The organism is Bradyrhizobium sp. P3_C3 (genome assembly GCF_056402655.1).
In genome coordinates this window covers 1-13141 of the sequence record NZ_JBFUGY010000014.1, presented here as the reverse complement: position 1 = coordinate 13141, position 13141 = coordinate 1, and the positions used below count along the sequence as shown (strand labels likewise).

The window sequence follows — 13141 nt, the reverse complement described above, 5'->3', positions numbered from 1 at the left end:
TATGTCGAATTTCAATAGGTTTTATTCCGAAAAATGATAATACTAGGCTTTGATCTTGATTTCACTTCCAGTTTTGGCCGGGTGGGAAATGACGAAGCGAATTGGGAAGGAAGGACCGTTGGATCGGGCTTTCGCGATCGTTCGGCATGTTGCCGACCAGCGCAAAGCCGTCTCGGCCGCGGAGATCGCAAAGGCTCTTTCGCTGCCGCTTCCAACGGCACACAGGTTGATCGGAAACCTCGAAGACCGCGGATTGCTTCAGAAGGCGTTGGGTACCAAGCGGTACGTTGTGGGCAACCAGCTCGTCACACTGTCAGCCACCGTCATCGGCGCTGCGTTTCGTACTGCGCGGCGGCATGCGGTGCTTCGGGCGGTCGCGGGAGAAATCGGCGAACAGTGTGAGATCGGCGTCGTACGCGACAACGTCGTTGCCTATGTCGACAGCGTTCGCGTTTCGGAGCCGCAAGGTCTTCAGTTCAATCCGGGGGAAGCGGCGCCGTTACACTGCACGTCGACCGGAAAGATCTATATGAGCAGACTGCCCGAGCGGATCCGGGCGAAGCTGTGCCGCGCGCTACCCCTCACCAAATTCACCGAAACGACGATCGTCGATGTCCACGCGCTGATGAAGGTTCTCGAGGAGACGCGACAACGCGGCTGGGCCAAGACAAACGAAGAGTACGTCAAGGGGGTGGTGGGGTGCGCCGTCCCCATTCTGTCACCGGATCGGGAATTGATCGCTTGCCTCGGCGTCTCTGTACCGGTGGCCCGCGTGAGCTTCGCCGAACTGGACCGGTTCATAGCGCCGCTTCAAAAGGCCGCCGCTCTGCTATCCGACACCATTCTGCAAGTTGAAGACGACGATGGCGCAGATGCCCAATGACGGCATGATGCCTTGGCCTCTGTGCCATAGCCGTCCTTAACCAGACCGACGTGCCTGCTGCGCGGTGATGCTGCGCAGCCCACCGGACGCACCCGCCAGCGCCGGCGTTGAGGCCGTATCGACCGCACCTGAGGCCGCTTACCCCTCAATCTCTGCGATCGCGTTTAACCGACGTTAATGATGTCTTCTCGATATGGAACATCTCACTCCGTTGCACTCCCTGTTTGTGGATTGCCCGTAAGTGTTGATTAAGAAGGCCATATCCATATTCCAGCCTGCGATTGGCGGGCTGACCGGCAGCGGTAATCCCACCGGTTGCCCCGATCAAAAGACTTTAGGAATTTGCTCTCTGCCGCCACGACGGCAATCAGGATGAAGGTCATGCTCCGCCGGGTAGTGCTCCGTTTCGCAAGAGACCGGACGGCCAACATCGCCGTTATCTTCGCCCTCACGATGGTCCCGATCGTCTTTCTCCTGGGCATGACGCTCGACTACACGCAGGCCGTCCGCAAGCGGGAGCAATTGAACGCAGCCGCCGACGCGGCCGCGATCGCAGCCGTGCGGCCGGCGATGCTGACCCAGACCGACAAGACGGTCGTCCAGGCGACCGCGGCAGCCGTCTTTGCAGCGAAGGCGAATCTTCCCGGTCTGACGGCGACGCCGACGCCGACCATCACCGTCACGGATTCCGGCCTCGCACGAAGCATCACGGTTTCGTACACCGCGCAGTCCGTCAATAATTTCCCCAGCGTTCTCGGCAAGCAGACCTGGGACGTCTCTGGCTCCTCAACGGCGAAGGCGTCGAGTGCGCCCAACATGAATTTCTACCTGCTGCTGGACGACTCGCCGTCGATGGCGCTTGCTGCGACGCAGGCCGACATCACCAACATGATCGCGGCCACGAAGAACCAGCCCAGCTACGCGAAGAATTGCTCGTTCGCCTGCCATGAGGCGCGTCCCAACAACGCAACTGCCAGCTCGACGAACAAGGACAATCTCACCGTCGCACGCGCAAACAACATCACACTGCGCATCGATCTCGTGACCAACGCCGTTACGCAATTGCTGAAGGGACCCTGGACGTGCCCGCAGGCGGGTGTGACGGGCGGCGTCATGCAGTGCATGTCGGCGCTCAACAACACGACCTACAAGGCCGCCATCTACACCTTCGACTACGCCCTCAACACGATTCAGGTGCTGACCACGCCGGACACCGCCGCCACGAAGATCACCAACATTCAGCTCCTGACGGTCGACCACCAGAACTGCCCCATTGTCGATAGCAAGGGCAACTGCACCTACACCACCGACTACGGCACGGATATCTCGGGCGGGCTCACGGGCGTCAACACCGTGATGCCTGCGCCAGGCACCGGCACCAATCAGGCGGGCGATACGCCGCAGGAAGTGGTCTTCCTCGTCACCGACGGCGTCGAGGACAAGCTCATCCCGAAGACGGGGGGCTCCTGCGACCCCAATGCCACCTATGCGCTTCCGACAGCCAACTCGACGACCTTGCGGTGCCAGCAACCGCTCGACACGACGGTCTGCACGACGATCAAGAACCGCGGCATTCGCATCGCGGTCCTCTACACCGAGTATCTGCAGCTGAGCGACAGCTGGTACACGAGCCGCATCTCGCAGTTCAACAATCCATCCTCGTCGACCGGTACGATCGCGACACGGCTGCAATCGTGCGCGTCGCCCGGCCTGTATGCGAGCGTGCAGACAGGTGGCGACATTTCCGCGGCGCTGACCAACCTCTTCATCAAGGTTGCGTCCAGCACGGCCAGCCTCGTGCAGTAGGGAAGGGGCCATGACCCGACAGGTCACGACAACGAAAAGACGCCGCAACCGCTGCGCCGCCTTCGCCGGCGATAGCCGCGGAGCCACGGCCGTCGAATTCGCGCTCGTTGCCGCGCCGTTTCTCGCCCTCATCATCGCGCTCATCCAGACGTTTCTGGTTTTCTTTGCCCAGCAGATGCTTGAAACCGTGGTGCGCCAGTCGGCGCGTCTCGTCATGACGGGGCAGGTTCAGTCGGCGCAGATGAACCAGGCGGTTTTCAAGCAGAAGGTCTGCGATCAGATCGTGATCCTGTTCAATTGCAGCGGTCTGATGGTCGACATGCAGGTCGCAACGTCCTGGTCTTCCGCGAACACGGCGACGCCCACGCTGACCTTCGACGGCTCGGGCAATGTGACCAACAGCTGGCAATACAATCCGGGCGATTCCGGCGATATCGTCGTTCTCCGCGTCATGTATGTCTGGCCGGTCGTGCTCGGGCCGCTCGGCTTCAATCTCTCGAACCTTAGCAATGGCAACCGGCTGCTCATGTCGTCCGCCGCGTTCCAGAACGAGCCAGGAGCTACCTGATGATCTCCGCCCTGTCGTCTCGCGCTCGGCAGATGTTGACCGATGTACGCGCTGTTGCAGCGACGGAGTTCGCCATCGTGACGCCGTTCATGCTGGTGCTCTATGTCGGCGGCGTCGAGCTCGGGAACGGGCTCGCCATGAACGTCAAGGTCAGCGCGACTGCGCACAGCGTTGCCGACATGATCTCGCAGAACACGGCCGTCACGTCGACCCAGATGGACGGCATTCTCGCTGCGGCGAGCTCCATCATGGCTCCCTATCCCATCAAGAACGGCAGCACCTCGCTGATGACGATCACGGTCTCCGAGGTCTCGACCGACAGCAATGGCAACGCGACGGTGCAATGGAGCAAGTCGACCAGTACGTCGGGGGCGAGGGCCGCCGGTCAGCAGATGACCTTGTCGTCCTTTACCGCGCCGGGCGGCACCAGCAATGCCAACATCTCGCTCATTCTGAGCGAGGTGTCCTACGACTACGCGCCCAACCTCGGCTTCACGATCGCCGGCACGGTGAAGCTGTCCGACAGCTATTACCTGTTCCCCCGCTGCTCGACGAACACCCCCGCCACGTCGAGTTTTCCCTATTACGACGTGAAATATCCGGCGGCGAAGACCTGCACCTGCGTGCAGCACTTGCAGCAGAAGACCTGTTAGTTTCACGGAACGCGGTCCGAAAGAAGCCGGATGCCGCTGAGGCACGCTTCTGTCCCGATTTCCTCCCGGCCCCTGAGCGCAATTGCGCACCGGGCCGGATGACATTGGGGTGAACGCTTACGCCGCCACAGTGGCGCGGTCGAGCGCTGCGATCAGCTTTGCCGCGATGGGATGGTCGGACCGCGGATTCTGGCCGGTGATCAGCTCGCGGTCCTCGACGACGTAAGGCTCGAAGTCGACGGTGCTTCGGCTGACCTCGGCACCCGCAGCTCCCAGCGCGTCCGGCATGGTGAAGTAGATCTTGCCGTGCAGGAACTGCTCCTCGATCGGTATCTCTTCCGAGGCGGTGAACACCGTCATCTTGTATCCCGCATATTGCCAGCCCTTGCCCAGCTCCGCGACCTTGGCCTTGTCGCCAGCGATCAGGGCGGCGCGATAGGCCTTGGCGTCGGGCAGGGCGGCCAGAGTTGCGATCGGTCCGTGGCAGAGCAGCGCCGTGATCTTCTTCCGTTCGTGGAAATATCGCAGAATCTTGCCGAGCTCGGGATCCTGCATGAGGTCGACGACCGGACCCTGCCCGCCGGGGACAAAAACGGCGGCATATTGATCCAGTCCTCCGTCCACGATCGCGCGCAACGTGCGCACGTTGGTCATCGACGGGTCCTTGTCGAAGAAATCGCGTCCCCGCCGGTAGGCCTTCTCGTCGCCGCCGAAATGGGCCGCATGATCGGAGGCCGGATCGATGTACGGTTGCTTGCCGTTCGGCGTCGCCAGCACCACCTCGTAGCCGGCATCGATCACGGCCATTGCCGGCACGACGGTTTCATTGAGGTATTGGCCGGTCGGTCCGGTGCCGCCACCCCGGATTTCGATACGGGTGGCATTGGAGCCGACAACGAGAACTTTTCCTTTGGACATGCGATCTCCTCCGATTTGCTTGATCGTTTTGCGGTTAGAACTTCATAACAATCCGGCCGACGCGAACGGCAACCTGCCGCGACGACCGTTCTGGCGTTTCAAGCAACGACCGGAGCAGATCGGGCGGAGCACGCCGCTTCGCTACGCAAGCTCGCCCCGAAGGCTCCTGCGGAGGGAAAAATCTGTCGCTGTCGAAGAAGTAAGCGGCTTCGCTGATGGCGCGCAAGCCAGCCTCCCAACGTCATTCCGCGCGCAATTTAGGGGATGCGGCGCAGTCTGACCATGTGGCGCGATCGGCCTGGAGCGGATGCATCGTGCGATTTTGGAATGATGCCATCATGCTCCTGTTTTGCCCGACGAGTCAAACCGTCTTCGGAAAACGTAAGTTGTTGATCCGCAATGCCTCGTCTACTGTGCATGGGGTTGTTTTCGCAGTTTTGTTTGGAGCAGCGCGCGCGGCGCTTTACGCGCTCTCCGTCTCCCGGTGCACGTCGTGCACCACGAGGCCCATGCCTTCGTCCGGCATCTTGATCCAGTCGCGGCGCTTCAGCGTGCGCTTGGTGTCCTCGTAGCCGCTCGTCCAGTGCTCGCGCATCGAGGTGCCCGAGAACTCATGGTCCTTGGCGTCGCCCTCATAGGCCTTCTGCTGGTAGATCAGGTGCAGGATCGCGATCTCCGGCATGCGGCGCAGGCTCGACTTGAGCTGGCGATCCTCGTCGGAGAGTTGCTCGTCCGGGACTTTCGCCAGCGCCTTGTAGAGCAGAACCTTGAGATTGTGCGTGCGGCGGTAGACGTCGGTGTTGTGGCGCGTGCGCGAGGAATACATGATGTCCTTGTGGCGGGCCATCACGTCCTGGATCGAGCGCGGCAGCACGCCCCGAGCGCTGAACAGGTCGACTTGGAACACCAGCGAATTGAGCGCATCCTCCTGGTCCAGCAGATGCTGGAGCGGCGTGTTGGAGACGATGCCGCCGTCCCAGAAATGATCGGTGCCGATCCGAACCATCGGCAGCGCCGGGGGCAGGGCGCCGGAGGCCATGATGTGCTCCGGCTCGATCTCGTCATGGGAATTGTCGAAATAGATGAAGTTGCCCGAGAGCACGTTGACCGCGCCGACTGCGAAACGAACCTTCTTCTCGTTGATGAGGTCGAAGTCGACGAGCTCCAGCAGGCTCTCCTTCAGCGGCATCGTGTCGTAATAGCTGGTGGCGGTGCGCGCGCCGACCGGGCTGAACCAGGGATTGACCTGGTGCGGGGTGAAGAAGCCGGGCTGGCCCATCGCCGACGTCATCCACGCACTGGTGAGATTGCGCCACTGGCGGAAGATGTCGCCGTCGGGCGTGTAATGCCAGATCTTGCGATTGGTGATGCGCTCCCAGAAGATGCGCAGCGCTTCCAGCCGCTTCTCCGGCTTGTTGCCGGCGATGATGGCGGAATTGATCGCACCGATTGAAACACCGCAGACCCAGTCGGGCTCGATGCCGGCCTCGTGCAGGGCCTGGTAGACGCCGGCCTGGTAGGCGCCGAGCGCGCCGCCACCTTGCAGCACCAGCGCGACGCGGTCGCAGCGTTCGGGGCGCCAGCCCCGTGCGGGAGGCTGATGCGTCTGATGAGCCGGTTGCGACGTGCGGGCGTCCATGGGTGCCTCCTAGCGTGGACCAAACGATTGCGTCCGGCAGTGACGGCGTGATGACAATTGCAGCGCCGATGCATCGTCCGCATGCAGGTCCGACCGCAGCGGGAATGGCGGGAGGTCGTGCGCCTGACGGAAATCCTTCACATCGCAGTCAATGACGGCGGCTAGCAATTTGCGGTCTAGGCCTGACGCCGCCGGGCGGGCATCACACACAGGAGATCAGGATGCGCAGGGAAGACGTGCTGAGACTTCCGTCCATGCCAGCGGCGGGGCCGAGCTATCCGGCCGGGCCCTATCGCTTCGTCAACCGCGAATTCCTCGTCATCACCTACGAGACCGATCCGGAGCTGATCCGCGCCGGTCTGCCTGAGCCGCTGGAGCCGATCGACCAGCCGATCGTGCACTACGAATGGATCAAGATGCCGGACTCCTCAGGCTTCGGCAGCTACACCGAATCCGGCCTCGTCATCCCCGCGCGCCTCAACGGCGAGGAGGTCAATTTCGTCTCGCAGATGTATCTGGATGATGATCCGCCGATCGCGGCGGGTCGCGAGATCTGGGGCTTTCCCAAGAAATATGCCCATCCGAAACTCGAGATCGTCAAGGACACGCTGACGGGCACGCTGGAATATGCCGGTCAGCTCGTCGCCATGGGCACGATGGGCTACAAGCACGAGAGCATGGCCGGCAACGGCGATCGCACCCGTGCGACGCTGTCGAAGACGCAGATCAATCTGAAGATGATCCCGGGCGTCGACGGCCGTCTCGAAGTCTGTCAGCTCGTCGCGATCAACCTCATCGACATCGTGCCGAAGGGCTCCTGGATGGGGCCCGGCCGGCTGCATCTGGTGCCGCATGTCAACGCGCCGGTTGCGGATTTCCCGGTTCGCCGCTGCCTGGGCGCGCACCACTACATCGCCGATCTCACGCTGCCGTTCGGCCGCGTCGTGCACGACTACGTCAAGGAGGCCGAGGCGATGGCCGCGACGGGGCTGGCCGCGGAGTAGGGCGGCCATCATCAAACTGTAACAAAGCCGTAATTGAGTACCCGTGAGAGGTCCGGAAGATGCCGTCAGCCATCTTCCGGAAACGGGGCATTTGTTGACGGTTGGGGTTGGCCATGGCTGAGCCGGCGAAGCTTGTCAGCGCGATATCGGATTCTGTGCCCGCCATTCCCGGCCTGGTCTGGGCGTTCCGGCTGCACGGCGACGGCAGTGCCGAGGCGCTGCCGATCGACCAGCCGATCGAGTTCAGCCATGACGGCCGGCTCTGGCTGCATTTCAACCTGACCGATGCGCGCGCACGGCCCTGGATCGCGGCGTCACAGCTGCCGCCGCTCGCGCGCGACCTCCTGCTGTCCAACGACACTTTCCAGCAACTTCACGTCATCGACCACTGCGTCTACGGCGTCTTCTCCGATCTCGTGCGCGACATCGACAGCGCGACGGAAGAGACCGCGTTCCTGCGTTTCGCCATGACCGAGCATCTTCTCGTCAGCGGCCGGCATCAGGCGCTGTGCTCGGCCGATGCGACGCGCCGCGTGCTCGAAGGCGGCTATCGCGTCGACAACGTCGCCCATCTCCTGGAAAAGATCGTCGACGAGGTCGCTGACACGCTGGACCGGATGGCGGACAAGCTCGGCCAGGAGATCGACGACATCGAGGAACGGATTTTGGCCGACRACGCCAAGCCGGAGATGCGCCGCAATCTCGGCCGGCTGCGCCGGACCTGCGTCAGGTTGCATCGCCAGCTCACCGGCCTGCGCGTGCTGTTCCACCGCCTCGATCAGAAGAACACCGATCATCTCGCGCCGGCCTTGCGCATTCACGCCGGCAAACTGGCGCAGCGGCTGGACGGGCTCGATCACGACATCGTCGAGCTCCGCGAACGCAGCCGCCTGCTCGAGGAGGAGCTGCGCTTCAAGAACGAGGAGGAGAGCAACCACCACCTCCACACGCTCTCCATCGTGACCTCGCTGCTGCTGCCGCCGACCCTGATCACCGGCATCTTCGGCATGAACACCAAGGGCCTGCCGCTCACCGACGTCGAGAGCGGATTTCTCTGGGCGGCGCTCCTGATGGCCTCGTCGGTCGGCGCGGCCTATCTGTTCATGCGGCGCACGGGTATCTTCAGGTAGCGTACGCAGCCGGTATCAGCCGTGATCGGGACGTCCCACAGATTTCCGCTGCGAAATGCGGCCGCGATTGCGCTGGCCTCGACAATGGCGAGCACCAGCGCCTTCGCCGGCGCCAAGGACGAAAGCGCGGCCGAATGGCTGGCGCCGAAATGGTTCAACGAATGGCATGACGGGCTCGCCAACAAGGGCCTGAATTTCGGCGCCGCCTATATCGCCGACAACATCGCCAACGTCTCCGGCGGCGTGAAGCGTGGTGCCATCCATTTCGGCCGCCTCGATCTCTCGGTCGATGCCGATCTCGACAAGCTCGTCGGGTGGACCGGCGGCCGCTTCTACGCCAATGCGTTCGTGATCTACGGGCAGGGGCTCTCCCGCAACTACGTGATGAACCTCGCCACCATCAGCGAGATCGAGGCGCTACCGGACCAGCGGCTCTACAACGCCTATTTCGAGCAGAGCTTCTTCGGCGACCGCCTGAACATCAGGGCCGGCCAGCAGGCCGCCGACGTCGAGTTCTTCGACAGCCAGACCGACGACCTCTTCATCAACGGCACCTTCGGCTGGCCCGCGATCAAGGCGAGCAATCTTCCCGCCGGCGGCCCGGCACCGCCGATCGCGGTGCCCGGCATCCGCATCAAGGCGGCGCTGACCGAGAACATCACCGTGTTCGGTGCGGTGTTCAACGGCGATCCGTCAGGCCCGGGCGAGGCGGATCCGCAGCTGCGCGACCATCATGGCCTGGCGTTCCGCGTCAACGATCCGCCGTGGGTGATTGGGCAGGTCCGCTTCAACTACGACATCGATATCGGCGGCCGGCCGCTCGCCGGCAATTTCACGCCGGGCGCCTGGAAGCATTACGGCTCGTTCGACAGCCAGCGTTTTACGGCCGAGGGGCTCTCGATCGCCGATCCCGGCGGAAGCGGTGTACCTGCAAGACTTCGCGGCAATTACGGTATCTTCGCCGTCATCGAGCAGGTGCTCTATCGCCCGCCGGAGGTGAAAGACAACAGCACGTCAGCCTCGATCCCGGGCGTCACCGCGTTCGGCCGCATTGCCTACAGCCCGCCGGACCGCAATCTGATCGACCTTTATGTGGACGGCGGCATCGGCTTCGTCGGCTTCACGCCAAGCCGTCCGCTCGATCGCTTCGGCGTGGCCATGGCCTATATGCGGATTTCGAACACTGCGCGCAATCTTGACATTGATACGCAGGCCTTCACCGGCATCCAGAGCCCGGTGCGCAGCAACGAGACGCTGATCGAGATGATCTACGAGGCGCATATCAAGCCGGGCTGGCTGATCGCGCCTTACTTCCAATACGTGTTCCGCCCCTCCGGCGGCATCCCCAATCCAAACGATCCGACCGGCGTGTCGCGGATCGGTGACGCCGCAGTCTTCGGCGTCACCACCACGATCAGGTACTAGGCCATCGCCGGCCTCGGCTCGGCCTTCGGTTGCCGCGACAGCGCCAGCACGATCAGCGAGGCGAACACGCAGAGCGCGCCGGCGATGAAGAACGCGGGCAGGTAGCTCTCATAGACCGTCCGCGACAAACCGGCGCCGAACGCCGCGGTGCCTGCGCCGAGCTGATGACCGGCGAAGATCCAGCCGAACACCAGATTGGCGCGCTCGGGCCCGAACTTCTGCGCGGTGAGCCGCACCGTCGGCGGCACCGTGGCGATCCAGTCGAGGCCGTAGAACATCGCGAAGATCGACAGCCCGTAGAACGAGAAGTCGCTGAAGGGCAGGAAGATCAGCGAGAGCCCGCGCAGGCCGTAGTACCAGAACAGCAAATAGCGGTTGTCGTAGCGGTCCGACAGCCAGCCCGACATGATGGTGCCGAAGAAGTCGAAGATGCCCATTGCGGCGAGCAGGCCTGCGGCCTGCACCTGCGGGATGCCGAAATCGAGGCACATCGGGATCAAATGCACCTGGACGAGGCCGTTGGTCGACGCGCCGCAGACGAAGAAGGTCGCAAACAGGATCCAGAACGCGCGCGACTTCGAGGCGTCGCGCAGCGTGCCGAGCGCCACGCCCGTGATCGAGCCATGGCTGACCGGCGGGGCCGGCAGGGGCTCGGTGCCTTCGTCGCCGAACGGGCGCAGGCCCACATCGCTCGGCCGGTCGCGCATCGCGAGGAGAACCGCTATGGCGGAGACGCCGAGCGCCATGCAGACGAAGCCGAGCGCGAGCCGCCAGCCGTAACGCTCGGTCAGGCTTGCGAGCAACGGCAAGAATACGAGCTGGCCGGTGGCGACGCTCGCAGTCATGATGCCGACGACGAGGCCGCGCCGCGCGGCGAACCAGCGCGTCGCTATGGTGGCGCCCAGCACCAGCGCGGTCATGCCGGTGCCGATGCCGATCACGACGCCCCACAGCAACACGAGCTGCCAGACTTCAGTCATGCCGAGCGAAAGGACCAGCGCCGAGACCACGATGAGCTGGGCGGTCAGCGTGACGTTACGCAGGCCGTAGCGGTTGAGCAGGGCGGCCGCGAACGGCGCCATCAGCCCGAACAGGATGAAGCGGATCGACAGCGCGGAGGAAATCTGCGCCGTGCTCCAGCCGAACTCGTGCTGAAGCGGGACGATGAAGACGCCGGGCGCGCCGACCGTGCCGGCGCTGATCAGCGCGGTGAGGAAGGTCACGCCGACCATCACCCAACCGTAGTGGATGTTGCGGCGGCTGAGTGTCGCCGCGAGCCAGTTCGAGATCATTGGGCCTCAATGTTTGATGGGCAGGCTTTGAGACACCTGCACGAGCTTGCAGAATGGCACGGAACGTGTCTGTCGAAAATGACAGAGTTCCCTCATTTTCGGACGTGTCTAGGTCAGTGCGTCAGACGCTCCACGGCGATGGCCGTGGCTTCACCGCCGCCAATGCAGAGTGCCGCGACGCCTCGCTTGAGGTTTTGCGCCTCGAGCGCGTGCAGCAGCGTCACGATCAGCCGCGCACCGGTGGCGCCGATGGGATGGCCGAGCGCGCAGGCGCCGCCGTTGATGTTCAGCTTCTCGCGGGGGATGCCGAGGTCGCGCTGCGCCGCCATCGCCACCACGGCGAAGGCCTCGTTGATCTCGAACAGGTCGACGTCGCCGGCGCTCCAGCCGACCTTGTCGAGCAGCTTGCGGATCGCCGGGATCGGCGCCGTCGTGAACCATTGCGGCTCCTGGCTGTGGGTGGCGTGGCCCTTGATCTCGGCGATTGCCGGCAGGCCGTTGCGATCCGCGAGCGAGCGCTTCGTCAGCACCAGCGCCGCGGCGCCGTCGGCATTGGCGGAGGAGGCGGCCGGCGTGATGGTGCCGTTGGCGCGGAACGCCGGCTTCAATCCGGGGATTTTCGCAGGATCGACCTTCAGCGGATGCTCGTCATTGGCGACGATGCGCGGGCCTGCTTTCTCGGTGAGCGTGATCGGCGCGATCTCGGCCTTGAACGCGCCGCCCTCGACCGCCTTGCGCGCGCGGCTCAGCGTCTCCATCGCGTAGGCATCCTGGTCCTTGCGGGTGAACTGATACGCCTCCGCGGTGGCCTCGCCGAAATCGCCCATGGAGCGGCCGGTCTCATAGGCATCCTCCAGCCCGTCCATCATCATGTGGTCGATGATGCGGTCGTGCCCGGCGCGGTAGCCGCCGCGCGCCTTGGCGAGCAGATAGGGCGCGTTGCTCATGCTCTCCATGCCGCCGGAAACGACGATCTCGGCCGAGCCGGCGCGGATGATGTCGTGCGCCAGCATGGTCGCCTTCATGCCGGAGCCGCAGACCTTGTTGACCGTGGTCGCGCCCGTGGCGTCGGGCAGGCCGGCCGCGCGCGCCGCCTGGCGAGCCGGCGCCTGGCCTTGTCCGGCCGGCAGCACACAGCCCATGAAAACTTCATCCACCTTCGCGGGCGCAAGCTTGGCGCGCTCCAGCGCGGCGTTGATCACATGCGATCCGAGCTTGTGTGCCGCCAGCGGCGACAGCTCGCCCATGAAGCGGCCGAGCGGGGTGCGGGCGGCGGAGACGATGACGACGGGATCGGTGGCTTCGGCCATGATGAAACTCCCAGCGATGACGGAAAAGATTATGATCATCATATGATGCGGCGCAAAAAATGCAACCGCGGCCGGCATGAGAAATTGTCGTGGTTCGGATGAGATTTGGTCGTTCGATTGGAGGAGGGGTGCGGCTTAGGGTGCGGCTAGGGGGGCGGTAGCCGCCACACCAAACACTGTCATCGCCCGCGAAGGCGGGCGATCCAGTACTCCGAGACAGCTGTGATGAATCGAGGGGCCGCGGCGTACTGGATGCCCCGCCTTCTGTTTAGCCCGGACAGATCACTGACGGGTGTTCGGAGACATAGCTGACACATCAACATTGGCTGGATTGGTCCGATTCGGGAGGCCGTCCATGCCTTGGAGCGAGGTGTCAGTGATGGATCAGCGTCACGAGTTTGTGCGGCTGGCTTTGCAGGAGGGCGCCAACCGGCGCGAACTGTGCCGTCGGTTCAACATCAGTCCTGACGTCGGCTACAAGTGGCTGGCGCGCTGGCAGGCCGGCGATCGGGA

12 protein-coding genes are annotated in these 13141 nt (G+C 63.6%); 8 read left to right on the top strand and 4 right to left on the bottom strand.

Annotation, left to right across the window (positions count from 1 at the left end; all coding sequences use genetic code 11):
• The first annotated feature begins 88 nt into the window (after nt 1–88).
• The 4 genes from AC1DW2_RS18000 to AC1DW2_RS17985 all read left to right on the top strand — a co-directional run bounded on the left by AC1DW2_RS18000 (nt 89) and on the right by AC1DW2_RS17985 (nt 3910).
• Nucleotides 89–883 (top strand): IclR family transcriptional regulator, encoded by a 795-nt coding sequence (locus AC1DW2_RS18000; protein WP_063983830.1) that lies wholly within the window; start codon nt 89–91, stop codon nt 881–883.
• Between the two features lie 381 nt (nt 884–1264).
• Complete coding sequence (locus tag AC1DW2_RS17995; protein WP_477006794.1) at nt 1265–2689, top strand: TadE/TadG family type IV pilus assembly protein; 1425 nt, start codon at nt 1265–1267, stop codon at nt 2687–2689.
• A 10-nt stretch (nt 2690–2699) separates the two neighbouring features.
• The gene (locus AC1DW2_RS17990) at nt 2700–3257 is read left to right on the top strand and encodes a TadE/TadG family type IV pilus assembly protein (protein ID WP_135214335.1); all 558 of its coding nucleotides are present in this window, start codon (nt 2700–2702) and stop codon (nt 3255–3257) included.
• Nucleotides 3257–3910: a TadE/TadG family type IV pilus assembly protein gene (locus tag AC1DW2_RS17985; protein ID WP_028157690.1), complete on the top strand. Its 654-nt coding sequence runs from the start codon at nt 3257–3259 to the stop codon at nt 3908–3910. Before AC1DW2_RS17990 ends, AC1DW2_RS17985 begins: the two co-directional genes overlap by 1 nt.
• Before the next feature lie 117 nt (nt 3911–4027).
• Here the strand turns inward: AC1DW2_RS17985 and AC1DW2_RS17980 are convergent, their stop codons facing one another.
• Nucleotides 4028–4828, bottom strand: a complete 801-nt coding sequence (locus tag AC1DW2_RS17980; protein WP_477006793.1) for a type 1 glutamine amidotransferase domain-containing protein — start codon at nt 4826–4828, stop codon at nt 4028–4030.
• A gap of 463 nt (nt 4829–5291) precedes the next feature.
• Entirely contained in the window at nt 5292–6467 is a 1176-nt protein-coding gene (locus tag AC1DW2_RS17975) for a patatin-like phospholipase family protein (protein ID WP_135214333.1), read from the bottom strand.
• 221 nt (nt 6468–6688) lie between these two features.
• On the opposite strand from AC1DW2_RS17975, the gene AC1DW2_RS17970 reads away from it, so the two are divergent.
• The 3 genes from AC1DW2_RS17970 (at nt 6689) to AC1DW2_RS17960 (ending at nt 10026) form a co-directional block, all read left to right on the top strand.
• Nucleotides 6689–7471, top strand: coding sequence for an acetoacetate decarboxylase (locus tag AC1DW2_RS17970; RefSeq protein ID WP_063983825.1), 783 nt, complete (start codon nt 6689–6691; stop codon nt 7469–7471).
• A gap of 113 nt (nt 7472–7584) precedes the next feature.
• Nucleotides 7585–8601, top strand: a complete 1017-nt coding sequence (locus tag AC1DW2_RS17965; protein ID WP_477006792.1) for a transporter — start codon at nt 7585–7587, stop codon at nt 8599–8601.
• 21 nt (nt 8602–8622) lie between these two features.
• Nucleotides 8623–10026 (top strand): carbohydrate porin, encoded by a 1404-nt coding sequence (locus AC1DW2_RS17960; protein ID WP_477006791.1) that lies wholly within the window; start codon nt 8623–8625, stop codon nt 10024–10026.
• Here AC1DW2_RS17960 and AC1DW2_RS17955 read toward each other — a convergent pair.
• Together AC1DW2_RS17955 and AC1DW2_RS17950 are read right to left on the bottom strand one after the other, a co-directional pair.
• Nucleotides 10023–11318, bottom strand: coding sequence for an MFS transporter (locus AC1DW2_RS17955; protein WP_477006790.1), 1296 nt, complete (start codon nt 11316–11318; stop codon nt 10023–10025). The genes AC1DW2_RS17960 and AC1DW2_RS17955 overlap by 4 nt on opposite strands.
• A 113-nt stretch (nt 11319–11431) precedes the next feature.
• Nucleotides 11432–12628, bottom strand: a complete 1197-nt coding sequence (locus AC1DW2_RS17950; RefSeq protein ID WP_477006789.1) for an acetyl-CoA C-acyltransferase — start codon at nt 12626–12628, stop codon at nt 11432–11434.
• A gap of 355 nt (nt 12629–12983) precedes the next feature.
• Here AC1DW2_RS17950 and AC1DW2_RS17945 point away from each other — a divergent pair.
• Nucleotides 12984–13141, top strand: a 158-nt coding sequence (locus tag AC1DW2_RS17945) for a helix-turn-helix domain-containing protein (protein ID WP_477006897.1), incomplete at its 3' end; no start/stop codon positions are given.

Bases quoted from the DNA above. Each gene is read 5' to 3' on its own strand.
- AC1DW2_RS18000 (WP_063983830.1), top strand. From the start codon at position 89: ATGACGAAGCGAATTGGGAAGGAAGGACCGTTGGATCGGGCTTTCGCG.
- AC1DW2_RS17995 (WP_477006794.1), top strand. From the start codon at position 1,265: ATGCTCCGCCGGGTAGTGCTCCGTTTCGCAAGAGACCGGACGGCCAAC.
- AC1DW2_RS17990 (WP_135214335.1), top strand. From the start codon at position 2,700: ATGACCCGACAGGTCACGACAACGAAAAGACGCCGCAACCGCTGCGCC.
- AC1DW2_RS17985 (WP_028157690.1), top strand. From the start codon at position 3,257: ATGATCTCCGCCCTGTCGTCTCGCGCTCGGCAGATGTTGACCGATGTA.
- AC1DW2_RS17980 (WP_477006793.1), bottom strand. From the start codon at position 4,828: ATGTCCAAAGGAAAAGTTCTCGTTGTCGGCTCCAATGCCACCCGTATC.
- AC1DW2_RS17975 (WP_135214333.1), bottom strand. From the start codon at position 6,467: ATGGACGCCCGCACGTCGCAACCGGCTCATCAGACGCATCAGCCTCCC.
- AC1DW2_RS17970 (WP_063983825.1), top strand. From the start codon at position 6,689: ATGCGCAGGGAAGACGTGCTGAGACTTCCGTCCATGCCAGCGGCGGGG.
- AC1DW2_RS17955 (WP_477006790.1), bottom strand. From the start codon at position 11,318: ATGATCTCGAACTGGCTCGCGGCGACACTCAGCCGCCGCAACATCCAC.
- AC1DW2_RS17950 (WP_477006789.1), bottom strand. From the start codon at position 12,628: ATGGCCGAAGCCACCGATCCCGTCGTCATCGTCTCCGCCGCCCGCACC.